This is a genomic window from Dorea sp., from assembly GCF_977044405.1.
The window spans coordinates 144,136-169,808 of sequence record NZ_CDRRQK010000003.1 but is presented as its reverse complement, the minus strand read 5'-3'; the positions used below and the strand labels follow the sequence as shown (position 1 = coordinate 169,808).

Annotated in this window: 27 protein-coding genes; all 27 read right to left on the bottom strand. The window is 41.3% G+C overall.

The genetic code is table 11. From position 1 onward, the window contains the following. Nucleotides 1-207 precede the first annotated feature (207 nt). The 27 genes from ACWJAF_RS02760 to spoIIIAA all read right to left on the bottom strand — a co-directional run bounded on the left by ACWJAF_RS02760 (nt 208) and on the right by spoIIIAA (nt 25,578). The gene (locus tag ACWJAF_RS02760) at nt 208-660 is read right to left on the bottom strand and encodes a dUTP diphosphatase (RefSeq protein ID WP_448862043.1); all 453 of its coding nucleotides are present in this window, start codon (nt 658-660) and stop codon (nt 208-210) included. 464 nt (nt 661-1,124) lie between these two features. Continuing rightward, on the bottom strand, nt 1,125-2,132 hold the full coding sequence (gene asnA, locus ACWJAF_RS02755) for an aspartate--ammonia ligase (RefSeq protein ID WP_448862033.1): 1,008 nt from the start codon (nt 2,130-2,132) through the stop codon (nt 1,125-1,127). A gap of 62 nt (nt 2,133-2,194) precedes the next feature. Continuing rightward, complete coding sequence (locus ACWJAF_RS02750) at nt 2,195-4,585, bottom strand: homocysteine S-methyltransferase family protein (RefSeq protein ID WP_448862031.1); 2,391 nt, start codon at nt 4,583-4,585, stop codon at nt 2,195-2,197. A 28-nt stretch (nt 4,586-4,613) separates the two neighbouring features. Then, nucleotides 4,614-5,258 (bottom strand): Vitamin B12 dependent methionine synthase activation subunit, encoded by a 645-nt coding sequence (locus tag ACWJAF_RS02745; RefSeq protein ID WP_448862029.1) that lies wholly within the window; start codon nt 5,256-5,258, stop codon nt 4,614-4,616. A 14-nt stretch (nt 5,259-5,272) separates the two neighbouring features. Continuing rightward, a complete protein-coding gene (gene metF / locus ACWJAF_RS02740) occupies nt 5,273-6,142 on the bottom strand; it encodes a methylenetetrahydrofolate reductase [NAD(P)H] (RefSeq protein ID WP_448862027.1) in 870 nt (289 codons plus the stop codon). A gap of 29 nt (nt 6,143-6,171) precedes the next feature. Continuing rightward, complete coding sequence (gene glgA, locus ACWJAF_RS02735; RefSeq protein WP_296032848.1) at nt 6,172-7,608, bottom strand: glycogen synthase GlgA; 1,437 nt, start codon at nt 7,606-7,608, stop codon at nt 6,172-6,174. Nucleotides 7,609-7,677: 69 nt separating this feature from the next. Continuing rightward, on the bottom strand, nt 7,678-8,463 hold the full coding sequence (gene spo0A / locus ACWJAF_RS02730; protein WP_448862026.1) for a sporulation transcription factor Spo0A: 786 nt from the start codon (nt 8,461-8,463) through the stop codon (nt 7,678-7,680). A gap of 119 nt (nt 8,464-8,582) precedes the next feature. Then, a complete protein-coding gene (gene spoIVB / locus ACWJAF_RS02725; RefSeq protein WP_448862024.1) occupies nt 8,583-9,617 on the bottom strand; it encodes a SpoIVB peptidase in 1,035 nt (344 codons plus the stop codon). Nucleotides 9,618-9,732: 115 nt separating this feature from the next. Beyond that, nucleotides 9,733-11,406, bottom strand: coding sequence for a DNA repair protein RecN (gene recN, locus ACWJAF_RS02720; protein ID WP_448862022.1), 1,674 nt, complete (start codon nt 11,404-11,406; stop codon nt 9,733-9,735). Between the two features lie 8 nt (nt 11,407-11,414). Next, a complete protein-coding gene (gene argR / locus ACWJAF_RS02715; protein WP_296032855.1) occupies nt 11,415-11,867 on the bottom strand; it encodes an arginine repressor in 453 nt (150 codons plus the stop codon). A 4-nt stretch (nt 11,868-11,871) separates the two neighbouring features. Next, nucleotides 11,872-12,711: an NAD(+)/NADH kinase gene (locus tag ACWJAF_RS02710; protein ID WP_296032857.1), complete on the bottom strand. Its 840-nt coding sequence runs from the start codon at nt 12,709-12,711 to the stop codon at nt 11,872-11,874. A 6-nt stretch (nt 12,712-12,717) separates the two neighbouring features. Next, nucleotides 12,718-13,527 (bottom strand): TlyA family RNA methyltransferase, encoded by an 810-nt coding sequence (locus tag ACWJAF_RS02705; RefSeq protein WP_296032859.1) that lies wholly within the window; start codon nt 13,525-13,527, stop codon nt 12,718-12,720. Nucleotides 13,528-13,534: 7 nt separating this feature from the next. Then, the gene (dxs, locus tag ACWJAF_RS02700; protein ID WP_448862019.1) at nt 13,535-15,406 is read right to left on the bottom strand and encodes a 1-deoxy-D-xylulose-5-phosphate synthase; all 1,872 of its coding nucleotides are present in this window, start codon (nt 15,404-15,406) and stop codon (nt 13,535-13,537) included. A 15-nt stretch (nt 15,407-15,421) separates the two neighbouring features. Then, nucleotides 15,422-16,366, bottom strand: coding sequence for a polyprenyl synthetase family protein (locus tag ACWJAF_RS02695; RefSeq protein WP_296032864.1), 945 nt, complete (start codon nt 16,364-16,366; stop codon nt 15,422-15,424). After that, on the bottom strand, nt 16,356-16,583 hold the full coding sequence (xseB, locus tag ACWJAF_RS02690; RefSeq protein WP_296032866.1) for an exodeoxyribonuclease VII small subunit: 228 nt from the start codon (nt 16,581-16,583) through the stop codon (nt 16,356-16,358). The genes ACWJAF_RS02695 and xseB overlap by 11 nt, the downstream gene beginning before the upstream one ends. A 64-nt stretch (nt 16,584-16,647) precedes the next feature. Then, nucleotides 16,648-17,862 (bottom strand): exodeoxyribonuclease VII large subunit, encoded by a 1,215-nt coding sequence (xseA, locus tag ACWJAF_RS02685; RefSeq protein ID WP_448862016.1) that lies wholly within the window; start codon nt 17,860-17,862, stop codon nt 16,648-16,650. Nucleotides 17,863-17,877: 15 nt separating this feature from the next. Continuing rightward, a complete protein-coding gene (gene nusB / locus ACWJAF_RS02680) occupies nt 17,878-18,276 on the bottom strand; it encodes a transcription antitermination factor NusB (RefSeq protein ID WP_448862014.1) in 399 nt (132 codons plus the stop codon). Continuing rightward, on the bottom strand, nt 18,277-18,660 hold the full coding sequence (locus ACWJAF_RS02675; protein ID WP_448862012.1) for an Asp23/Gls24 family envelope stress response protein: 384 nt from the start codon (nt 18,658-18,660) through the stop codon (nt 18,277-18,279). Nucleotides 18,661-18,763: 103 nt separating this feature from the next. Continuing rightward, nucleotides 18,764-20,365, bottom strand: a complete 1,602-nt coding sequence (locus ACWJAF_RS02670) for a peptide chain release factor 3 (RefSeq protein WP_296032873.1) — start codon at nt 20,363-20,365, stop codon at nt 18,764-18,766. A 115-nt stretch (nt 20,366-20,480) separates the two neighbouring features. Beyond that, nucleotides 20,481-21,122 carry a SpoIIIAH-like family protein gene (locus ACWJAF_RS02665; protein ID WP_296032875.1) on the bottom strand — a complete coding sequence of 214 codons (642 nt, stop codon included), beginning with the start codon at nt 21,120-21,122 and terminating at the stop codon, nt 20,481-20,483. A 26-nt stretch (nt 21,123-21,148) separates the two neighbouring features. Then, nucleotides 21,149-21,808, bottom strand: a complete 660-nt coding sequence (gene spoIIIAG / locus ACWJAF_RS02660; protein WP_296091606.1) for a stage III sporulation protein AG — start codon at nt 21,806-21,808, stop codon at nt 21,149-21,151. Next, nucleotides 21,768-22,136 (bottom strand): stage III sporulation protein AF, encoded by a 369-nt coding sequence (locus ACWJAF_RS02655; protein ID WP_448862042.1) that lies wholly within the window; start codon nt 22,134-22,136, stop codon nt 21,768-21,770. Before ACWJAF_RS02655 ends, spoIIIAG begins: the two co-directional genes overlap by 41 nt. A 91-nt stretch (nt 22,137-22,227) precedes the next feature. Beyond that, a complete protein-coding gene (locus ACWJAF_RS02650; protein ID WP_448862009.1) occupies nt 22,228-23,460 on the bottom strand; it encodes a stage III sporulation protein AE in 1,233 nt (410 codons plus the stop codon). After that, entirely contained in the window at nt 23,457-23,843 is a 387-nt protein-coding gene (gene spoIIIAD, locus ACWJAF_RS02645; RefSeq protein WP_296032883.1) for a stage III sporulation protein AD, read from the bottom strand. The genes ACWJAF_RS02650 and spoIIIAD overlap by 4 nt, the downstream gene beginning before the upstream one ends. A 49-nt stretch (nt 23,844-23,892) precedes the next feature. Beyond that, complete coding sequence (gene spoIIIAC / locus ACWJAF_RS02640; protein ID WP_296032884.1) at nt 23,893-24,087, bottom strand: stage III sporulation protein AC; 195 nt, start codon at nt 24,085-24,087, stop codon at nt 23,893-23,895. Nucleotides 24,088-24,104: 17 nt separating this feature from the next. Beyond that, entirely contained in the window at nt 24,105-24,623 is a 519-nt protein-coding gene (locus ACWJAF_RS02635; RefSeq protein WP_296032887.1) for a stage III sporulation protein AB, read from the bottom strand. 7 nt (nt 24,624-24,630) lie between these two features. Beyond that, nucleotides 24,631-25,578, bottom strand: a complete 948-nt coding sequence (gene spoIIIAA / locus ACWJAF_RS02630; protein WP_296032889.1) for a stage III sporulation protein AA — start codon at nt 25,576-25,578, stop codon at nt 24,631-24,633. Nucleotides 25,579-25,673 lie beyond the last annotated feature (95 nt).

Sequence of the window (25,673 nt, the reverse complement as noted above, 5' to 3'; positions counted from 1 at the left end):
TCATCGGGAAAATAGGCTTAAAAAAGCCCCAAAAACTGCGGTTTTTTCGCAGCCTTTGAGGTCTTTTCTCTATGTTCAGGATATTTAGTTTTGCCCCTTGCAGGATAGAAGGGTTTGTCTGGTGACATAGAGTAAAAACCTTGATTACATTATATCATTATTTTTTGAATTATCAAGGCTTTACTTCTATGTAAAATATATTAGTTTTTATTTCGTCGTACTTCCAAATCCACCGTTTCTTACTCCATCACAATCATCATCTACTGTAATTCCATACTGCATAAACACTCCCTGTGCAAATCCTTTTCCAGCCGGAATGTTAATTTCTTTGTCTCCACGATTCACAAGTTTGATCATGATGTGACCTTCGTTATCAGAATAAAAATAATCTGAATCTATTAGTCCTAAAGTATTAGAGATGCCTAACTGATATTTGAATCCCAGACCGCTTCTTGGCAAAATAAATAATGCGTAATCTGGATTCGTTTCACAACAAATTCCCGTAGGAATTACAACTGCTTTTCCAGGCTTAAGTCTAATATTCATTGGAGCATAGAAGTCATAGCCGGCAGATCCTGTTGTAGCTCTTTTTGGTAATTCTAATTCATCATAAGCACTCTCTGCAAGAAACCAATGATTATCTGCACATTCTTTTACGATTTCTCACATCTTCCTTTGTAATTTTTCTTTTGCATATTTACCACCCTTCTTTTTCCCAAAAACGTCCCCAAAAACGTTAGAAAACTCCCAAAAACATATAAATTTTCCCAAAAACATTTATTTTTGGGGAATTTCAAAAGTCCCAGAACCATTGATTTTACTGAGGTTGCGAGCATTTTTTAGATTTTCCCAAAAACGTGGTTCCCAAAAATCTATATGTCAAAAAACAACCCCTTCTATCCTCAAAAAGGCAAACTCATTTATCCTCTAACATTTTTAGCACATTTTCAGTTTGATTTTTCAATTTTTCATCATTCTAATGAAATCCCCGTTTCATCGGGAAAATAGGCTTAAAAAAGCCCCAAAAACTGCGGTTTTTTCGCAGCCTTTGAGGTCTTTTCTCTATGTTCAGGATATTTAGTTTTGCCCCTTGCAGGATAGAAGGGTTTGTCTGGTGACACCTCTTACAGCAAAATTATATTATGTTTTTCGCATTCCTCACGCATATCTGAAGGCCAGATACTAGCCTGTACTTCTCCTACATGTGCACGGTCCAATAACAGCATACACAGTCTTGACTGTCCGATTCCGCCGCCGATTGTATATGGAAGCTCACCATTTAACAGCATTTTATGGTATGGAAGATTCTTTCTTTCTTCGCATCCGGCTTTTTTCAGCTGTTCTTCCAGAGATTTTTCATCAACACGGATACCCATGCTGGAGATTTCAAGTGCGCAGTCAAGTGTCTCGAACCAGAACAGAATATCTCCGTTTAACTGCCAGTCATCATAGTCCGGTGCACGTCCGTCGTGTGGCTCTCCACTTGCAAGTTTGTCACCGATCTTCATAAGGAATACACAGCCGTGTTCTTTTGTGATCAGATTTTCTCTTTCCTTCGGAGTTTTATCCGGATACATGTTTTCCAGTTCCTGTGAAGTAATGAAATAGATATCTTCCGGAAGCTTTTTTACTGCCTGTGGGTATTTGTACCATACTTCGTGTTCCATATGTTTGATGATCTTGAAGATTGTACGCACTGTTTCTTCCAGTGTCTCTACGGTACGTTCTTCTTTTGTGATCACCTTTTCCCAGTCCCACTGATCCACGTAACAAGAATGTAAGTTATCCATCTCTTCATCTCTGCGGATTGCGTTCATGTTGGTATAGAGTCCTTCTCCTGGTTTGAATCCGTATTTGTGTAATGCCATACGTTTCCATTTTGCAAGGGAATGTACAACTTCGATTGTTTCTCCCGGAATACCGGCGATGTCAAACTGTACCGGACGTTCTACACCGTTTAAGTCATCGTTCAGACCACTGCTCTTTTCTACGAATAATGGTGCAGATATTCTTTCCAGGTTCATTTCTTTTCCGAATTCTTTCTGGAAGGTATCCCTGATGTATTTGATTGCTTCCTGTGTTTCTCTTACGCTTAAGCGTGGGTCATAATGTTCTGGTAATACTAATCCCATGATATGTTCTCCTTTTTCTTTGTCTGCTGTATCATTTATAAAAATGTCTCTGTTATCATTGATTATGCTTCTTCAAATACTCTCTGCGCATAATAGACGGACTGCATTGCGTCCTTTCCATAGAAATCTGCACCGATCATATCTGCATAATCCTGGTTCAGCACAGCTCCCCCTACCATGACTTTACACTCAGGTTTTTTCTCTCTCAATAACTTAATGGTTTCTTCCATACTCACAACGGTTGTTGTCATAAGTGCACTCAAGCCTACCAGACGGATATCCTGCTCAACTGCAGTCTCTACAATCACTTCCGGAGGTACATCTTTCCCCAGATCGATAACATCAAAACTGTAATTCTCCAGAAGGACTTTTACGATATTTTTTCCGATATCGTGAATATCACCTTTTACAGTTGCAAGAATTACCTTGTTCTTTGCCTGCACTTCCCCGCCTTCCTGTGCAAGTACATCCTTAATTACCGCAAATGCTATCTTGGCTGCATCTGCACTCATCAGAAGCTGCGGAAGGAATACGGTTCCTTTTTCAAATCCCTTTCCGACACTATCCAGAGCCGGAATCAGATGTGCATTAATAATATCAAGCGGAGCCTGTTCTTTTAAAAGTTTTCCGGTTGCATGATGCGCTTCTTCTTTCAGTCCTTTTTCAATGGCTTCTTTTAATGTCAGCTCTGTTTTTGCTGCCGTCACCGGTGCTCCGGCTTTTTGATTGCCATATACCCGGATATAATCTTCACAGTTTTTATCGTAATTCATCAACGCGCAGAAGGAATAATATGAACGCATCATATCTTCTGATGACGGATTGATAATTCCTGCGCTCAGTCCATTCTGCATGGCCATCGTATAGAAGTTCGAGTTGACTGCCGGACGATACGGAAGTCCGAAGGAAATATTGGAAACTCCGAGAACCGTACAGACTCCGTATGTTTCTCTTACTTTTTTCAATGCTTCCAATGTAACTTTAGCACCTTCCGGTTCGGAACTGATGGTCATTGCAAGTACATCAATTACAATATCTTTTTTATCAATGCCATATTTTTTTGCTTCTTCAATAATCTTTCCTGCCACACGGACTCTTCCGTCAGCAGTTTTTGGAATGCCTTCTTCATCGATGGTAAGACCGATCACAACACCACCATAACGTTTGATAAGCGGAAATACCGCATCCATGTTCTCCTGTTTTCCATTTACAGAGTTCACCATCGGTTTTCCGTTATAGATTCTCATAGCTGCTTCCATAGCTGTAATGTCTACGGTATCGATCTGCAGTGGGAGGCTTGTCACACTCTGCAGTTCTGTGATGACTTCTTTCATCATCGCCGGTTCATCAATATCCGGAAGTCCTACATTGACATCCAGAATGTGTGCACCTTTGTCCTGCTGTGTAATCCCTTCCTTCAGGATATAATCCATATCGTGGTCTTTTAACGCCTGTTTGAATTTTTTCTTACCGGTCGGGTTGATTCTTTCTCCGATGATCATTGGCTTTCCGCCAAGGATAACGGCGTGTCCGTAAGAAGATACCATGGTGATATCTTTCTTTGTTACCGGAACCACATCCATTCCTCTGGTGTGATCGATCATTGCTTTGATATGCGCCGGTGTCGTACCACAACATCCACCGATAACGTGTGCACCCATTTCAACAATTTTTTTCATATAACCTGAAAACTGTTCCGGTTCTACATCATAGTAGACTTCTCCGTCACGTTGTTTTGGAAGTCCTGCATTTGGCTTTACAATAATCGGGATCGAACAGTATTTTAATATGTCTTCAAGGATCGGCATCATCTGCTCCGGTCCCATACCACAGTTGATCCCCAGTGCGTCTACACGAAGTCCTTCAAGCATGGCAACAACTGCCGGGACATCTCCACCGGTTAACAGTTTTCCTTTTTCATCAAAGATCATGGTAACAAATACCGGAAGTGATGTATTTTCCTTTGCCGCAAGAACTGCCGCTTTCACCTCGTAACTGTCACTCATTGTCTCTATATGAATCAGGTCTGCTCCTGCTTCTTCGCCGTAGATCATCGTTTCTTTAAATGCTTCGTACGCATCTTCAAAAGCCAGGTCTCCCATTGGCTTTAAAAGCTTTCCGGTCGGACCTACATCCAGAGCCGTATACACTTCTCTTCCATCATGTACACCTGCTTTGGCAGCTTTTTTTACATTCTGAATACCGGCAGTTACAATATCTTTCAGCTGATATTCTGAATCATGAAATTTGATTGCATTTGCACCAAATGTATTAGACAGGACAATGTCACTTCCCGCCTCAAAATATTGTCTGTGGATATCAATGATTTCTTCTGTATGTTCCAGATTCCAGACCTCTGGGAGTTCTCCGGGTTTTAGTCCTCTGGACTGCAGAAGTGTTCCCATTCCACCGTCAAAATATAATAATTCTTTTCCCAGTCGTTCTAATAACATCTGTCTGCTCCTATTTTTTACTTGTATCTTATGCTCTGCGATATGCACAGTCTGTTTTCTGACATGCTTCGCATCCTTTGGTATGGCATGGTACTTTTTCCCTGCTAAGTCCGATCAGGGCTGTAACGGATTTTGAAGGAGTCAGCATATTTCCATCTGTAAGTGACAGACCGATTTTTTTTGCAGAGTCCAGCATCCGCAGGATCATATCCTGATGGTCAATGGAAAAATCCCCATATCCCGGACTAAAGCGCGGTCTCAGATAATAGCCCTCTTTTTGCATCTCCCGGCCCAGATTATCCTGCCATTCATCCAGATATTCTTCCAGCATAGCTGCTGCACATGCCTGCAGCGTAACAACTCTTGCCATATCACCAAGTGAATATTTTCTCAAAAGAAGATCCACCTTTGGTCCAAGCGTTGCGCCAAGAAGAACTGCTTTTTCACATCCGATCAGGTTTCTGGTCAGATTACGGCTTTTGATATCTAAGCTTCCAAGTTGTATCTGTCCATTCTCGGGAAATTCCAAGTCAAAAATGCGATAGACGATTCTACCACATGCTGCGTGCGAAAGTTCTTCAAAACAGCTTTCCACCAGTGCAAGTGTATGCTCATCTACCGCATGTCTGCCATATCCCAAGTAACGAATTGCTTCTTTCGTTCTTGCGTCCATTCTATATTCCTCTGCTATTTATTCAAAATATAAGAAAGGTTATCCATGATCGCAGATGCAACTTCCGGCTTATTCATAGAATATACATGTACATGGTTGATGCCATTTGCGAACAGGTCAATAATCTGATCTGTTGCATATGCTACACCTGCCTGCTGCATTGCTTTTGGATCATCTCCAAAACGGTCTACGATTGCTTTGAATCTTTCCGGCAGGTTTGTTCCTGACATCGATAAGATTCTCTTTACCTGATTTGCATTTGTTACCGGCATGATTCCAGGAATGACAGGAACCATAACCCCCTTCTCTCTTGCTCTGTAGAGGAAGTTATAAAGAATATTGTTATCAAAAAACATCTGTGTTGTCAAAAAGTCTACACCACAGTCCACTTTCTGTTTTAAGTGCAGGATATCATCTTTTTTATGCTCGGATTCTACATGTCCTTCCGGATAGCATGCAGCACCGATACAGAATTCTCCCTGGCTCTTAATATCCTGTATCAGTTCATATGCGTACTGATAATGATTCGGAAGCGGGAATTCGCTGTCCTTTGGAATATCTCCGCGAAGTGCAAGGATATTTTCAATTCCGGCTGCTTTTAATTCATCGATTACCTGGTGTACTTCATCTTTTGTTGATGATACACAAGTAAGATGTGCAAGACTTGGTACGTCAAATTTGTCTTTGATATGCGATGCAATCTTCACAGTATTCTTACTTGTACCGCCGCCTGCTCCATATGTAACACTCATATAAGATGGCTTCAGTGCAGCAATTGCTTCCGTTGCACTTAACACGCCATCGAAAGCTGCATCTGTCTTCGGAGGGAATACCTCAAAAGACAGATGAGGTGTCTTTTCTACTAATATATCACGAATCTTCATGTATTGTGTCTTACTCCTTTAGCTTGATTTTACATTTCGTCGTATAATGCTTCGTACTGTTTTGCAGAATTCTTCCATGAGAAGTCTTTGTTCATAGCACGTTCTATAATCTTGTTCCAGTCACGCTTCTTATCATAGTAGATCTGCTCGGCGTAACGTACAGTTGCCATCATTTCATGCGCATTGTAGTTTGTAAAGCTGAATCCAGTTCCAGTCTTTTCATACTCATTGTATGGCTCTACTGTATCTTTCAGTCCACCAGTCTCACGTACGATTGGAACAGTTCCGTAACGTAAGCTCATCAGCTGGCTGAGTCCGCAAGGCTCAAATAACGATGGCATAAGGAATGCATCACAGGATGCATAAATCTTATGAGACATTGCTTCTGAATAGTAAATGTTTGCAGATACTTTTCCTGGATACTTCCATGCAAAATGGCGGAACATATTTTCATACTGTTCTTCACCTGTACCAAGTACCACGATCTGGATGGCGTCCTGACACAGTTCATCCATTACATATGCAACCAGGTCGAATCCCTTCTGATCAGTCAGTCGTGAAACAACACCGATCATCATAGTCTTTGGATCTTCGTCAAGTCCAAGTTCTTTCTGAAGTGCAATCTTATTTTTAATCTTTTCTTTGCGGAAATTATTTACGTCATAATTTCTTTCGATCTTATTGTCTGTCATCGGATTATAATCATCATAATCGATACCATTTACGATTCCTGAAAGACAATTTGAACGGGCATTCATAAGACCATCCAGTTTTTCACCATAGAATGGTGTCTTGATTTCTTCTGCATAAGAATTACTTACAGTTGTAACTCTGTCTGCATACACAATACCACCTTTTAAGTAGTTTGCATCTTTGTATGCTTCCATCTTATCCGGTGCAAAATAGTACTGTGGAAGTCCTGTAATGTCTCTGACACGTTTTGGATCCCATGTTCCCTGGAATTTTAAGTTATGTATCGTCATAACTGTCTTGATACCGCGGTAGAATTCGTTACCATATCTGAAGTTATCCAGATAGATTGGTACAAGTCCTGTCTGCCAGTCGTGACAGTGAATGATGTCTGGTCTGAAATCAATTAACGGAAGAGAACTTAAAACAGCCTTTGAGAAGAAGGCAAATTTTTCGATATCCGCATACATATCACCATATGGTGCATATCCGTTAAAGTAGTACTCATTATCTATAAAATAGAATTTGATTCCGTCATACTCCATCTCCAGTACACCAACATACTGTTTTCTCCAGTTAAGATCCATATAAAAATGTGTATGGTACTGAAGTTTTTCTTTCCATTCATCTTTCATGCACATATACTTTGGCAGCATTACGCGCACATCGTATTTTTCTTTATCAAAATATTTCGGTAATGATCCGACAACATCGGCAAGTCCTCCTGTTTTGATAAATGGGACTGACTCTGATGCCGCAAATAATATTTTCTTCATTGCATTTCCCTCCCAACTTTAGAATACTTTATCATTATAGCGTATTTTTATTCAGAATAAAAGGGTTGTTTATCGGTTTTTATTTTCTAATCGTATCGTATCGGCAATTAATGCAATGAATTCCGAATTTGTCGGCTTCCCTTTTCCATTACTGACGGTATATCCAAAAAGTTCATCCAATGTATCCAGCTTTCCGCGGCTCCATGCCACTTCGATCGCATGTCTGATTGCACGCTCCACCCTGCTTGCGGTTGTTTTGTGCATCTTGGCAATCGTCGGATATAAAACCTTTGTGATCGCATTTAACACATCCATATCATCGACCGCCATGATGATCGCATCCCTGAGATAATGATAGCCTTTGATGTGTGCTGGTATCCCAATTTCATGGATCATATCTGTGACGCGCGTTTCCAGATTATATTCTTTTTTCTTTATACCAGATTCCAGTGTTTTTGCAGGTACGGCTACTGTGTGTCCGCTTCCGGCGTCTTTGATTCTTCTTACGATCATATCATTCTGAAATGGTTTCATCACATAGTAACTTGCTCCTTTTCGAAAGGCATCTTCTGTAATCCGTTCCTGCCCTACAGCAGTAACGATGATAAATTCAGGGCGTTTGGTAATGTGTATGTCAGAATTTACTTTTTCCATCACGCTGAGTCCATCCAGTTTTGGCATGATCAGGTCTAATAACACAACATCCGGCGTTTTTTCTTTGATCAGACGGTAGATATCTTCTCCGTTATTTGCCTTTCCAACCAGGTTTAAGTCTTTGTCCTGTTCTATGATTTCTCCCAGCATGTCTAAAATTCTTTCATTGTCGTCAGCGATTGCTACATTAACTTCTCCCATTTTACGTAATGCCTCCTTGTTTCTTCAATAAATATGTCGAGTTTTATTATATATTTTCACATATTTCAGAACAAGAAAATGTTGTCGTAAAAGCATGACCCGCATCGACATTTTTCTGATTATTCTACATGTTTCAGCATCTTTTCGATAAATATGCCATATCCTTTCGTAGGATCATTGACAAATACATGGGTGACTGCACCTGCTATTTTCCCGTTCTGGATAATAGGTGCACCGGACATTCCTTGTATGATTCCCCCTGTAATTTCAAGGAGTTCCGGGTCTGTCACTTCGATCTCAAGTCCCTTGTTTTCTTCTTTCGTGAATTTGTCAATTTTTGTAATACGAATTTTATAATCTTTCACTTCCCCCTCTACATTGCACCGGATTAACGCCGCTCCTTTTTCAAGTTCCTGTTCTGAAGCAACTTCCAGTGGTGTCTGGTCAAAAAATAATGTATCGATACGGTCAAGTTTACCAAAGATTCCGCAATCCGTGTTTTTATCAATGTTTCCAAGAACATTGTACCGGTTATATACGATTACGCCTTCGATACCTCCTGGTTCTCCGTTCTTCCCTTTTTGAATGCTGCGGATACTGGTCTCATATACACTGCCTTTTTTTATCTCCATCAGTTCATTGGTATTGGTATCATGAATTCCATGTCCAAGCGCACCGAATCTGCTGTTTGAATCCAGAAACGTAACTGTGCCAAGCCCCTGTGCATTGTCCCGCACCCAGATGCCAAGCTTTTTTTCACCATGTTTATCTGTTGCCGGCGTTATTTTTATCTTCAGATATTTTTCATTTCGTCTGATCTTTAATACCGTTTCATTATCCGGAAGGTTTTTTAATATGCGCTGAAGTTCTTTTTTGTTCTGGATCATTGTCCCGTTACACGCTACGATATAATCTCCGGCTTTTACAAGATGCGCCGCCGGTTCACAGGATACGCCGTCTGCACTGCTTATTTTATCTGTCCCAAGTACCATAACTCCTTCCGTTTCCAGATAGATTCCAATCGGCATGCCTCCGGGAATTACCATGTCCGGTGCAAGCGTATCGGAACTGACTTCCTGCTTAGAGAGCTCTTTTTGCATCTCCTTTACAGAATATCCCGTTCCAAAAATGACAGAACCAATCAATATAATCATTAAAACTCTCCGATACCAGTATATTCTCATCATCCGCACTCCTATAAAAAAAGATAGACGTCTTTTTTACGTCTATCTTAGTATGTGGTATTTTCCCAAAAATACTCTGTATATTTTATTTTGTCTGTTTTGCGAGATGTTTCATTTCTTTTGCACTTTGTATTACCGTATCAGTTATCTTCGCACCGCCAAGAATTCTTGCAAGTTCCATGACAGATGCTTCTTCGGACAACGGATAAATCTTGGTACGTGTAACTGCATCCTGCGTCGACTTTTCAATCAGATAATGATGATCTGCCATTGCTGCAATCTGTGCCAGATGTGTGATACAGATCACCTGATGTTCCCTTCCAATCAATGCCATCTTTTCCGATACTTTCTGTGCAGTCCGGCCACTGATTCCTACATCAATTTCATCGAAGATCAATGTCTCGATCTCGTCCTGATCTGCCATAACAGCCTTAATTGCCAGCATAATTCTGGAAAGTTCACCACCCGATGCAACCTCTGCCAACGGTTTTACAGGTTGACCCTGATTTAATGATATCTGGAATTCAATATCATCGATTCCGTCTTTTGCATAGTCTTTCCTTTCGGAAAAATGAATCTTAAACTGTACCTGTTCAAAATTAAGATCTTCCAATCCTTCCTGGATTTTCTGTTCCAGTATCACAGCCTGTTTTTTACGATATGCAGACAATTTCCCTGCTTCTTTTAAATACAGGTTTTCCAATTTCTGACAGGTTTCCGACAGATTCTGAAGATAGGTATCAAAGTTTTCCAGAATTTCAATTCTCTTCTCCTGCTTTTCCCGGTAAGCCTGTATTTCTTCCAGGGAGTTGCCATATTTTGTCTTCAGGTGATTGATCTCATTCAGACGTTTTTCCGTCTCATAAAATTCCTCATCTGAAAAATCACAAGATTTATTATATTCAGCCAATTCATGATTAAAATCATTCAACAGATTATCAACATCTGTCAACTGTTCATACAACTGTGCTGCATGTGCATCTACATCAGCAACCTCTGCAAGTGCACGAAGTGCACGTCCAAGTCCTTCACTTGCACTATCATTTCCCTCTCCGGTATAATGATAGGCTTCTGTGATGCTTTCTGCAATCTTCTTGCCATTAGACATCCGCTTATAAAGCGCCTCCAGATCTTCATCCTCATGTAGTTTCAGATCTGCCTGTTCAATCTCATCCACCTCAAAATGCAGAAATGCCAGTTCCTTCGCACGCTCTGCCTCATCCGTAGATGCTTCTTTTAATTCTTTTACTTTTGCTTTATATTCCTGGTATGCATCTGCCACTTTCTGCTTACGCTCTCCTGCTTCTTTCCCGGCAAATGCATCCACTATCTGCAGATGATTTTTCTTATATAACAGTGACTGATGTTCATGTTGTCCATGAATGTCGATCAAAATCGCGGATACTTCTTTCAGGGTTGCCATCTGGACAGTCTCTCCGTTAATCTTGCTGACACTTCTGCCTTCCATAAGCCTTCTTTGTAAAGTCACAAATCCTTCTTCCGGATAGATATCCAGTGCTCTTAACTGTTCTGTCTGTCTTTTGTTTTCTACTGAAAATGTCAGTTCGACAAGGCCATATCTTGTCCCTTCCCGCAGAATGTCTTTTGTATAGCGGCCGCCAAGTGCCAGACCAACTGACCCAAGTATAATTGATTTACCGGCACCGGTTTCACCGGTCAGGATATTTAATCCTCTGCCAAATTCTACTTCAATCTCATCGATCAAAGCCAGATTCTTCACATGTAAATATTGTAGCACGCTTCCTCCTATAAGATGATCTTACTGATCTTGTCCATTACTTTTACGGTATCGTCTACACTGCGGATTGCACACATGATGGTGTCATCACCTGCAATACTTCCCACAATTTCATTCCATTTCATGGCATCGAGTGCTGCACATACTGCACTTGCCATTCCCGCAACTGTCTTGATCACAAGAATATTCTGTGCCATATCCATAGAGAGATAGCCTTCTCTTAATACACGGATGTATTTCTCACTCATGCCATTTTCATGATGACTTTGATGCAGGGCATATCTTTGTTTTCCGTTCTCAGATGGAATCTTAGTCAGCTTCAGGTCACGGATATCTCTGGACACTGTCGCCTGTGTTACTTTGAATCCTTCCTGGTTCAGATATTCTGCCAGTTCTTCTTGCGTTTCAATATGATATTTATTGATAAGTTCAATAATCTTTGCATGTCTGTTTACTTTCATACTATCAATTTCCCTTCATTTTTCTACGTAATATTTCCAAAAAACTGATTTTATTTATTTTCATAATTCTGGTTGTTTCTTTTGCTTTCTGAATCGTTAAGCGGTCTCCCGTCTGCAGTCCGATACTGGTAGCCCCATCAAAAGTCACAAGCACTTTTTCAATATTGCCACGTCTGCCTTCCCCGATCTCGATCACAATCTCATCATCCCCGGATAATACAATGCTTCTTGTATTCAATGCATGAGAACAGATTGGCGTGATCACGGTAAGAGAAGCCGTAGGCTCCACAATTGGTCCGCCAGCAGACATATTATATGCGGTAGAACCTGTCGGTGTCGATATGATGATTCCGTCTGCTTCATAAGAATTCAAAAGTTCTCCATTTACAAATAATTTAAAATAAATAATCCGCAGATCGTCTCCCTTTCGGGATACAACAATATCATTTAACGCAACATCTCTATGTCCATTTTCAAAGATTCCTTCCAGCATCATCCGCTCTTCGTAGAGATACTCCCCGCGGAGCATCTGGGAAATGTCATCTTCCAGATTGCTTAGTTCTATTTCTGTCAGATATCCAAGCGTTCCCATATTGATACCAAGAATCGGGACATCTCTTTTCCACAATGTCCTTGCGACCTCGATCAGACTTCCGTCCCCACCTATTACGATCGCACAATCCATCATGTCCGGAATCCGTTCCCTGATAATATTCTTTTCTGCATCTTTTTCACACAACATACAGCTTCTTCCGGAGATTTCCAAAAGTTCTTTTACCTTTCCTGTCACTGCATGGTTGGTGTCTTTTCCATCATTTGTAACAATCCAAAACTTTTTTAACATATGTCTTTAACCTTTCGCAAGTGTATCAAATGCCTGGTCGACTGTCTTATCAACATCAATCAGTTCAGATATCTGGTCCGTCTGTCCACATTTTTCAAGATGTACCAGATATTCAATATTGCCTTCCGGTCCTTTGATCGGGGAAAATTCCAGATTCAGGACTCTAAAGCCTATAGACATTGCATAATCGATTACTTTATGAATGACTTCTCGGTGTGTACTTTTTTCACGTACCACGCCTTTTTTTCCAACCTTTTCACGACCCGCTTCAAACTGTGGCTTAATCAATGCTACGATCTGTCCATCTTCTGTAAGATAGTTACTGATCGGCTGTAAAACCTTTGTAAGTGAAATAAAGGATACATCAATGGACGAAAACTGTACCGGTTCCCCGATATCTTCCGGTGTTACATAACGGATATTCGTTTTTTCCATACATACCACGCGTGGATCCTGTCTTAATTTCCAGTCAAGCTGTCCACGCCCTACATCGATGGCAAATACTTTGACTGCCCCGTTTTGAAGCATACAGTCTGTAAATCCACCGGTAGAAGAGCCTACATCCGTGCAGACCTTTCCTTCTACACTTACGTCAAAATTCTTGATTGCTTTTTCTAATTTCAGGCCGCCACGACTGACATATGGAAGTGTATGACCGCGGACTTCGATCAGTGCCTCTTCTGGAAATGTAGTTCCGGCTTTATCTTCTTTCTGCCCGTCTACATATACAATCCCTGACATGATAATCGCTTTTGCTTTTTCTCTGGACGATGCCAGATTTCTTTTTACCAGTAATACATCTAATCGTTCTTTCATTCGTTTTTTATTTCTCCCTTAATCTTTTATATGCGTTCTGGATACGCATAGTCATAGAATCAACATCCAGTCCGGTTTCTTTCCTGAGCACATCAATATTACCATGCTCTACATAATCATCCGGAAGCGCAAGAATCAAAGTCCTTACATCTGCCCCGGTTCTGGAAAGATATTCCGTCACATGTTCACCAAATCCACCTGATTGAACATTTTCTTCGATTGTTACAATCATTTTATGTGTCTTTGCAAGCCGGTCTAAAAGTACAGTATCCATTGGTTTTACAAATCTTGCATTGACAAGTGAGCAGGAATATCCTGCTTCTTTTAACTGTTTTCTTACTGCAAGTGCTTCTTCAAACATATGACCTACAAATACAATCGCAATGTCCCTCTCTTCATACAGTATCTCACCTTTACCGTATTCAACCGGACTTCTGAATTCCTGACAGACATCGGATGCACTTCCTCTTGGGTAACGGATCGCAATCGGGCCGTCATATGACAGCGCGAATCTCACCATATCTGCCAGTTCCCATTTATGCTTCGGCGACATGACAACCATATTCGGGATATTACTCAGATACGAAAGATCAAAAATCCCCTGGTGTGTCTCGCCATCATTTCCCACCAGACCGGCCCGGTCCACTGCGAACACTACAGGAAGGTTCTGTAATGCCACATCATGGATCAGTTGGTCATATGCTCTTTGTAAAAAGGAAGAATACACCGCAAATACAGGTTTCATTCCACCAGCTGCAAGTCCGGCTGCAAACGTTGTTGCATGCTCTTCTGCAATTCCCACATCGAAGAAGCGGTCCGGATATTTCCTGCGGAACTTTGAAAGTCCTGTTCCATCTGCCATAGCCGCTGTGATTGCTACAATTTTCTCATTGCGTGCCGCTTCATCGTATAATACTTTTCCGAATACATCTGTATACGTATCTTTTTTCTTCGGATTTTCCGGTTCTCCGGTTTCTATCTGAAATGGTCCGATTCCGTGGAATTTATCCGGCTGTGTTTCTGCCGGTTCATAGCCTTTTCCCTTCTGTGTCAGAACGTGAAGCAATACCGGACCTTCTATTTTTTTCGCTTCATTAAATGCCCGCACAAGCATCGGAATATTGTGTCCCTGGATTGGTCCAAGGTATGTTATCCCCATGTCTTCAAAGAACATACCCGGAACGATCAGCTGTTTCAGACTGCTCTTTGTCTTGCGGATATGTTCGATCATAGGATTCCCTACAACCGGCACGTTGTGAAGCATATTTGTCACACCTTTTTTCAGATCTGTATAAAAATCTGCTGTGCGCAGTTTTGCCAGGTAATCAGACATTCCTCCTACATTTTCAGAAATGGACATGTGATTATCGTTCAATACAATAATAAAATTTTTCTTCAGGCGTGAAGCATTGTTTAATGCTTCATATGCCATACCTCCTGTAAGGGAACCATCTCCGATTACAGATATGACACTATAATCTTCGTTTTGCAGATCTCTTGCGCATACATATCCAAGTCCTGCTGAAATCGATGTGGAACTATGTCCGGTATCAAATGCATCACATGCGCTTTCTTTTCGTTTCGGGAATCCGCTCATCCCACCGTATTTTCGCAGATCATCAAATCCATCTTTTCTTCCCGTTAGGATCTTATGTGTATAGGACTGGTGTCCCACATCCCAGATGATCTTATCTTCCGGAAGCGTACATACCAGATGCATTGCCATTGTAAGTTCGACAACGCCAAGGTTGGATGCCAGATGTCCGCCCGTTTTACTGATTTTTTCAATCAGAAATTGTCTGATCTCCTGCGCAAGTGCCGGCAGTTCTTCCGGATTCAGTTCTTTTATATCATTTGCTTTTTGGATTCTTTCTAACATAACCAGATATCCCCTTTATCTGTCCCTGTGAATCAGCTGTACTAAAAGCTGCTCCAGGAATTTGTTTTCTCCCGGGAGTTCATGTAACAGTTCAATGGCCTGTCCGGAAAGATCTGCCACAACCTCTCCCGCTTTTTCAATTCCCATCAATGTGACATAAGTCGTTTTTTCGTTCTTTTCATCACTGTGAATTGGCTTTCCAAGAACTTCTTCCGTACTTGTCACATCCAGAATATCATCCTGTACCTGAAATGCCACACCTACATAGTGCGCAATCTTTTCTACTTTTTGAACTTCTGCATCCTCTGCACCACCAAGTACCGCACCGATCATCATGGCACATTCGATCAGTGCACCCGTTTTCAGTTCATAGATGGTGTCCAGAACATCTTTTGATATAGCATGACCAGTTTCTTTTACGTCTATAACCTGGCCGCCGATCATTCCATAGATACCTGCTTTTCTTCCGAGAATAGCAAGTGCACGTCCAATCTTCAAACTGTCTTCCGGAGATTTTTCAAATGCACGGAACGCTGTTTCAAATGCATAATTAAGAAGTGCATCTCCTGCCAGGATTCCCATATCCTCTCCATATACAATATGTGTCGTCTTGCGTCCTCTGCGGTATTCATCGTTATCCATAGCCGGCAGATCATCGTGTACCAGAGAATAGGTATGGATCATCTCCAGTGCTGCCATGAATGGATGCAGTACTTTTGAGGTATCTTCTTTTCCGATTCCTTTTACATCAGCAAACAGACGGTAAGTTTCCATCATAAGCATCGGGCGAAGACGTTTCCCGCCTGCCATAAGGCTGTATTCCATCGCATCCATGATAATTTTCTGATATCCGGTTTGTTCCGGCAGATACGATACTAATATCTGTTCGATTGTGCTAACTTTTTCTTTCATCTGTACTGAAAATTCTTTTTCTGAAATTCTATTTTCCTTAGAATTCATGCTCTTCACCCTCTTCATCCAGTAGAAGCATCTTCTTTTCTACTTTATCAATTTTATCATTGCAGGCTTTCAGCATATCCATTCCCTGATGATATAACTGGAAAGATTCTTCCAGGGAGATATCCTCTTCTTCCATTTTTTTCATTGTGCTTTCCAGTTTTTCAAAAATCTCTTCCAGATTCATTTCTTCCCATATGGTCTGTTCATTTTCTGCCATTTTTATTACCTGCCTGTTTTATTTATTATTACTGTCTGCACAGTAAATGTAATCGTCTCTTTCGTTAAATCAGTTTTTCTCTTTTTTCTACACCATCTACAGATGCATGGATCACTCCATCTGTTACATGAATACGGAACTTCTGATCTTTTCTTACCTGGCTGACCTTCTTTATTACACGTCCATCTTGATCTTCCACATAAGAAAAGCCCTGATTTAACTTTCGAACCGGCGATACCCCGTTCATTCTCTCTATCTGGATTGCAAGTCTGTGTCTTGCATCTTTTACTTTTTCTTTCATACAATCTCTTAGTTTTTCTTCCAGATCCACTGCCCGTTGTTGTTGTTCCTGAAGCTTGTATCTTGGATGCTGGTAAGAAAGCCTTGTCTGAAAATCTCTGGCATGAAGACGTTTCATACGGATCTGTGTCATCATAGTCCGTTTCATACGTACCTGGCATTCATTCAGATAAGCAGCATATTGCCTGTAATCCCATACCGCCAGCTCCGCAGCTGCCGAAGGTGTCGGTGCTCTTAGATCTGCAACATAATCGGCAATGGTTGTATCGGTCTCATGCCCTACAGCTGAGATAACCGGAACACGGCAGTTAAAAATCGCTCTTGCAACTTCTTCTTCATTAAAAGCCCAAAGATCCTCGATCGAGCCACCGCCCCGTCCGACAATAATTACATCCACATCATGACTTTCCAGCATCTCGATTCCACGCACGATACTTTCTTTTGCGCCTTCTCCCTGTACCTGGGCAGGAAATAAGATGAGCTGTACATATGGATTACGCCTTGCGGAAATGTTCATGATATCCCGGATTGCGGCTCCTGTCGGTGCTGTTACAATCCCAATCCTCCTGGCGAATCCCGGAATTTCTTTTTTATATTCCGGTGCAAACATCCCCATCTCCTCTAATTCCTGCTTTAACATCTGGAATTTCTCATACAGGACGCCTTCTCCGTCCAGACGGATTTCTCTTGCATACAGCTGATACGATCCGCTTTTTTCGTACACATTTACTGATCCAAGTACAATTACCTGCTGTCCTTCGCTCATATGAAAAGAGAGCCCGCCTCGCTGCCCTGCAAACATAACACAGGCAATCGTTCCGGACTCATCCTTTAATGAAAAATATATATGTCCCGATGTGTGATACTTACAGTTAGAGACTTCTCCTTTCACATAGATACGGTTCAGCATAAAGTCCTGGGTGAACATATTCTTGATGTAAGAATTCACCTGTTTTACTGTATATACATTTCGAGCCATTCTCTACCTCTGTGATTAATCTGCAAGTTTTGCCAACACACCATTTACAAATGATGCACCGCCTTCACTGCTGTATTTCTTTGCAAGATTTACAGCTTCATTGATTGCAACTCCTGTCGGAACATCTTCGTCCCATTTGATCTCATACACTGCAAGTCTTAAGATGGTAAGGTCTACTTTGTTCATACGGGTTGTCTTCCATCCGGTTGTATGTTCATTGATCAAAGTATCGATCTCTTCAACCTTTTCCATTATCTTCTGTGCTTTTTCACTGATATAGCTGATGTCCTTTTCAGTTGCACCTTCTAACTGCTCAAAGTATAACTCTGTCTGAACGGTATGCTCTGCGGCATCATTAAAATCTGCACCAAATATTAATTTAAAGATATGTTCTCTTTGTTCTGTTCTTTTCACTTATGCTTCCTCCGGTATCTCGACTCCGGCAACACGGATATTTACATCGGCTACCTCAAGTCCTGTCATATTCTCGATTGCAGCTTTTACTTTTTCCTGCACTTTAGAAGTAATATCTTTAATGCTGTATCCATAAGTCAGATTCAGCGCCAGGGATACAGTTACGATGCCATCTAACACATCTACTTTTACTCCTTTGGATAAAGACTTCATTCCAATCTTACTGATCAGCTCTCTGGTTGCATTACCAGCCATAGAAGATACACCTTCTACTTCCATTGCTGCAAGTCCTGCAATGATTGCAACGACTTCGTCTGCGATCTTAACGTCTCCAAGGTTTGCATCTGCTTTTATTGTATACGTATTCTTTTCTTCTTTACTCATCTTTTTAGAAACCTCCCGTCTGGTTTTTCACTGATTTTTATTATAACAAATTTATATTCATTTGAAAACCCCCAGACACGCCGGGAGTCCTCGTAAATATATTTTATTTTCCAAATTCTGTCAGTCTCAGGCCTTCATTACGGTCAACGGTCATACGGATACTCCATTCATTGACAAACAGAAGCAGCGGACGGCCCTTCAGGTCTTTGACTTTCTTCATGTCAGAAGTTCCTGTAAGCTTATCCAGATCAATCTCTTCGTTTTCAATCCAGCGGATGTATTCATACGGAAGGTTTTCCAGACGGATCTCTACGTTGTATTCATTTTCCAGTCTGTATTTTAATACGTCAAACTGCAGTACACCTACAACACCAACGATGATCTCTTCCATTCCGGTATTATATTCCTGGAAGATCTGGATCGCACCTTCCTGGGCAATCTGGTTGATTCCCTTGATAAACTGCTTTCTCTTCATCGTATCCACCTGTCGTACACGTGCAAAATGCTCCGGTGCAAAGGTCGGGATTCCTTCATAAGTAAAGCGGTCCTGTGCAGTTGTCAGTGTATCACCGATGGAAAAGATTCCCGGATCAAATACACCGATAATATCTCCGCCATAAGCCTTACTGATCATTTTACGTTCACTTGCCATCATCTGCTGCGGCTGTGAAAGACGCACTTTCTTACCACCCTGCATATGATAAACATCCATGCCTGCTTCAAATTCTCCGGAGCAGATACGCATAAATGCAATTCGGTCACGGTGTGCTTTGTTCATATTTGCCTGAATCTTAAATACAAAGGCAGAAAAATCTCCTTCCTCCATCGGGTCGATCGCACCCTTATCCGAAATTCTCGGAAGTGGTGAAGTTGTCATCTGAAGGAAATGCTGCAGGAACGTCTCTACACCAAAGTTTGTAAGTGCAGAACCAAAGAAGACCGGTGAAAGTTCTCCTTTGCTTACAAGCTCCTGATCGAATTCTGCTCCTGCACCATCCTGCAGTTCGATCTCTTCTTCGAGCTGCATTCTCTGGTCGTCTGTGATCAGCCATGAAATCTCCGGATCATTGATGTCTACTTTTTTTACTTCTCCCTGTGTTGTTCCTTTTTTCGTATCAGAGAAAATCTCTACCTTCTTGCTTGCTCTGTCATATACCCCTTTGAATTCTTTACCGGAACCAATCGGCCAGTTGATCGGGCATGTGGCAATTCCAAGTTCATTTTCAATATCATCCAGAAGTTCAAACGTATCCATCGCTTCACGGTCCATCTTGTTGATAAATGTAAAGATCGGGATATGACGCATGGTACATACTTTAAAAAGTTTTCTTGTCTGCGCCTCGACACCCTTTGATGCATCGATTACCATCACTGCGGAATCTGCTGCCATCAGTGTACGGTAAGTATCTTCCGAGAAATCCTGATGTCCCGGTGTATCCAGAATATTGATACAATATCCATCATAGTTAAACTGCAATACAGAAGAAGTAACCGAAATACCTCTTTCTTTTTCAATCTCCATCCAGTCAGAAACTGCATGCTTTGCTGTCGCTTTTCCTTTTACACTTCCCGCCTGATTGATAGCTCCTCCATATAACAGGAACTTTTCCGTAAGTGTCGTCTTACCGGCATCCGGATGCGAGATGATTGCAAATGTTCTTCTTTTCTTTATCTGATTCTTTACTTCATTCGTAATCTGTGACATATATTAAACACTCCTAATTATAGTATATCCGTTTATAGGCACTATTAATCAGTATAACATATGTACGCTGGATGCTCAATTATATTTTTTATTTGTTTATAGATTTGTTTGCGGATTATTTATTCGTGGATTCATCGGCATATACCGGATTGATCACAATATTCTGTGCGGCAACACCGGTCTTTCTGGTCACGATATCTTCGATCTGTGCACGGTTTGCATCGCTTAACTCAGATGCGCCGACGATTACATCCGCCTGTTCATCTGTAATGCTGACGACTGCATCGGAGAATCCCTTTGCTGCAAGCAGTGATTCTGCTGCCGTCTCTTTTTCAGAGATTTCCGTCATCTGGACCATCTGGTTAATGGCATCCTTTTTTTCTTCTTCACTGATGTCCTTATTATCAATAATATTCTGAAGCGTTTCTTTATTCCTGGATCTTACCTGCTCCCGGCTTACTTTTGCCTGTGCTGCTACCGAACTGACATTTCCATTTGTCAGCACTGCTTCTCCAGGTGTCCCATCCACGCTGCCATCGCTTTTGGTTCCATCCTGACTATTGATATCTCCGGAAGTGGCAGCTGCATCTTCCTCGGAAATGTCAAGAAGTTCCTTGCTTGCAAGCTCTGAACTGGTCTGCTGCGTCTTACTTTTTCCAGAAAATATTTTTCCGGAATAATTCATATAACCGGCAGCAGCTATCATAACTGCAAGTGTTGCGATAATGATCTGATTCTTTCTGGCTATCTTTTTCACGGTTCGTCCTCCTGCTCTTAACATAGTTAACTGGTCTGCTTTTTCATTATTCTAATCTTATGCGGTTCAATATCAAATAATGCCTGGACAGCTCCGCTGATATTTTCCTTTACCACAGCATTCCCGCCTCCATCTGCAAGCACCACTACACCTTCTACTTCCGGACTTAGTTCTTTGCTTACGTACGGACTTTCGTCCGTATTACTTCCGTCATAGATTGTAGATTCCTTTTTATTTGACCGGCTGGTCTGTCTTGTGCCTCCCTGGCTGTCTCTTTCCGTCGTTGTCTCCTGATCAGACTCCACATCTTTATCAAGCACTTTTTCCGAAGAGGACTTTAAGGTAATCATAACTTCCACATTTCCTGCTCCATCTATCTGGGAAAGGAGCTGGGCAAGCCGCTGCTCCAGATTCTTTGTATAAGCAGTCATATCCGCACTCCCCTGACCGGATATGGAGAATCCACTCTCATCTGATGTTCCTGTATCGTATGTTTCCGACGATCCATTTTTGGACGTATTTTTTACCGGAACTGCAATTACCATCAGAAGAATGCCAACAAGCAGCAGGATAAGGAGCTGATCTTTCCTAAGATTCCGAAGTGAAGCTATTCCAAAATTTTGCGACGAAAATTTTTTCCACTTCTCATTCTTCCAGAACGGCATTCCCGTCTTTTCTGATTTCAATCCGCTCCACCTCGATTCTTTGATTATGTTCTATATCATCATTTTCCAGATCTTTTTCATTCGTTCTGTTTTTTTGCTCAAGAACAGTGATCTGTTCTATCAACTCCTGGCTTTTTTTACTATTTTCCTCCAACTGCTCCCTATATTCCCTGCTTTTATAAATATCCGTAAAAATATTTTCTTTTCCGGTCACTTTGAATATCGGAAGGATCAACATCGACACCATCAGAAGCCCGGTAAAAAAGCGTACATATTTTTGGAATCCCTGATCTGGTATCATCTGCAAAACAGCTGTACTTAATATTGCAAAAAAAGCCAGATTTTTCACCCAATTATATACGGTATCTATGATGCTCAATATAACGCTTCCCTTCTATTATTGGTTCTGCCAGTCTGTAAATATATATTGTCGCAGACCTTTAGTTTCCCGTTAATGCAGCTACAATTGCAATTGTAAGCAAAAATAACAATCCCACAGTAAACACCATTTGCAGCAACAATCCGCATCCTTCTGCTACCGCCTCCACACATCCAATAACCCTGTCATCGGAAACCGGTTGTATCATCACTGCCGTCATCTTATAAAGCAACTCTGTTGCCGCAATCTGTATAAGCGGAAGTGTACAAAGTGCAATGCAGATAAGAGCACCTGCCATTCCAATCCCGTTTTTCACCAGAACAGCCGTACCAATCGCCACTTCCGTCATTCCTCCAAGCAGATTTCCGACGCCCGGAATCGCTTCTGCGCCTTTTGTCACGGCACTTCGCCGGACTGTATCAATGGCAGGACTGATCATTCCCTGGATCAGATTCACTCCGATCACACAGGCAAGAGCAGTCCTTAATGTCCACTTTACAATCAGTGCCAGAAGTTCTGAAAATTTTTCAAACATTTCTTCCGGCGTCAAAAAATTAAGAACCCGGATCATCATATAGACTCTCACTACCGGCAGCAATATTTTCCCAATAATCAATTCTACCCCATAGATTAAAAATAACATCAGATTATAAAACGCCACAGACGTTACGCTTCCTTTAGCAACCGCTACCGCCAGAAAATACACTGGACAAAACACACTCATAAAGCCTGTAACTGCCAAAATTCCAGCTTCAACCTTACTTAACACAACATCGAATGCAGTAATCGTCAATGCAATCAGCATCAGATAAATAATATAAAATCCTATCCCCGCCACTTGTCTGTTCTGCAGAATTCCGGTAAACTGATTCATCACTGCTGCGATCATGGCAATCATTACAATATAGATCAGCGTCTTTTTTTCCATCTGCAGCAGATAGACGCACTGTTCTTTGGCAAATGTTCCTAACAATCGAAAAGAATGCTTTAAATCCCCGCTCAAAATCTCTGATAAAACATCTTCGAATTTTACCTGTGCATCCGGGAACAATTCCTTTAAAGAGTTATCGATCTCTCCGTAATCAAACGTCGAAAAGATAGCATCCCGGATTTCCGAAGATGATTCAGATATGGATGCTGATGTGTCCGTATCATCTGCATAAGCAACGGTATATAGACAGAAACTGCATAAAACGATGCACATGCACAACACCACACCAAGCATGACCAGACTCTTATGTATTATTCTGGCTGTTTTGCTGTTATGAAAACTGGTATTCCCATATGCTTTCATATCAGGAAGCTCCGTATTGTTTGTAATAGTGCCATCAAAACAGGAAGGCTTAATACCATAATTGTAATTTTGGCAAACACTTCAATCTGAAGGGCAATCGTCTGATATCCGGCGTCCTTACAGATGGAAGAAGCAAATTCTGCCACATAAGTAACTCCAAGCACTTTCCATAATGTTTTCAGGTAATCCGAATCCAGATTTACCGCATCTGCAATCTCCTTTAATACCTCCATGAGCCAGCTGATCTTATCTAAAAGAGAGGCAAATATTAATAGTCCAAGTGCAAGACTTATGTACATTCCATATTCTGCTTTTACATTCTTAAACTGTACCGCCAGAAGTACCCCTGCCACTCCAAGCACTCCTACCTGCAGCATACTCATAAAGCAACTTCCACCCTTTCCTGTCATTTTATTATTTATGGCTTTCACTCTATAAAGAAAACAAATTCTGAATAGATTCGAACAGATCATATATATATGGCACAATCCAGAACAATACCAAAAGCAGCCCGGCAAGACTAGTAAGAAATGCCTGTTCTTCTCTTCCGCTGTGCTTTAATACCTGGCATAGAATCGATACCAGAATTCCTACGGCTGCTATTTTAAAAATCAGATTTATGCTCATATCAATACTCCCTGTTTTTATAACAATATAATAGAAAGAAAGATTCCCGCCGTAATACCTATACATCTATGCAGGCGGATTCTTTCCTTTTCTTCTGCATGCAGTTCTTCCATCCGCTGCTCCATACTTTCCATATACAGATCCAGCGTCCGTATCTGCATCTGCAAGTCAATTGTTCCAAGCTCACTTCCAATTCTTCCAAGACTCTCCACGATTTCTTCCGGAAGCTCTGCGTCTGTCAGATACTCTTTCACTTCTTCCTGCCATATGACCGAAAGACTTGTACCTTGTCTGTTGCGCAGCCTTTCATACAGGGACAACAACCATGACTGATATGGTTCCTGCGCATCTTTTCCTGTCAGCAATACGGCTTCCGGAAGCATCTGTCTGGAATACTGTAGCTCACTTCGTAATCGGAAGATCAATTTTCTTAGATAACGCATCTGTCTATAACATTCCTCTATCTTCCATGCCTGACACATTCCCCATCCAGTAGTTGCAATAATAATCAGCATTGCACCAATACATCTTTGCATCTTCCATTCACTTCGCAATCTCTTCCAGTTCCCTGTAAAGAAGGCTTCCTCGATTATCAAAAATCCCTTCGATCTGTCCTACATGAGAATCATTACCAAGCAGGATATAACGATCGAATCTCCCCTCGCCAACCATCCGGTTAAACAGTGGTTTCTTTCTCAGCTCTTCCATAGATTCTGCATGCACTGTTGCCAGCATTTTGCATCCACAATGCATTGCATATTCAATGGCATGTACATCTTCCGTTGTCCCGATTTCATCTACTGCGATTACCTGCGGTCCCATTGAACGGATCAGCATAATCATACCTTCTGCTTTAGGACAACCATCTAATATATCTGTCCGGATTCCCAGATGATTCTGTGCTACCCCCATGTAACAGCCGCCGATTTCAGATCTTTCATCCACCACACCAACAGCAAGACCCGGAAGCCATGTATTCCCTTCCGAAATCTGCCGGATCAGATCCCTTAAAAGTGTTGTCTTCCCACATCCTGGCGGCGATACAATCAGCGTATGACATAACGCTTTATTGCATACAATATATGGAAATACCCGGTCTGCACAGCCAAGCATCTCATGTGCCACACGGATATTTACGGAGGAAATATATTTCAGATTCTTAACCTTTCCATTTTCCATAATAGCCTGTCCCGATAATCCCACTCTGTGCCCTCCTTCGATTGTAATGAATCCCTGACGCATCTCCTGCTCACATGCATAGAGGGAATAATTACTGATGTATTCCAGCATTTCACGGATATTATCTTTAGTCACCAGATATGGTTTGTTCATCCCAGATCCCGGAATAATCTCTGTATCATGATATAAGAAAATCAGAGGTTTCCCTTCTCTGAGACGGATTTCCTGTAAATATTCAAATTCCAGCTTTTCCTTTTGTATAATACTTCTGACATCCCATGGCAGGACTTTTAAGATCGTATCTTCTTTCATTATCATCACCCCTTTACATCCATGTATATTGTGAAAGACATCTGGATATGACTAAAACATCTTTTATCTTTTATTTTGTACGACAAGGTCCTGCG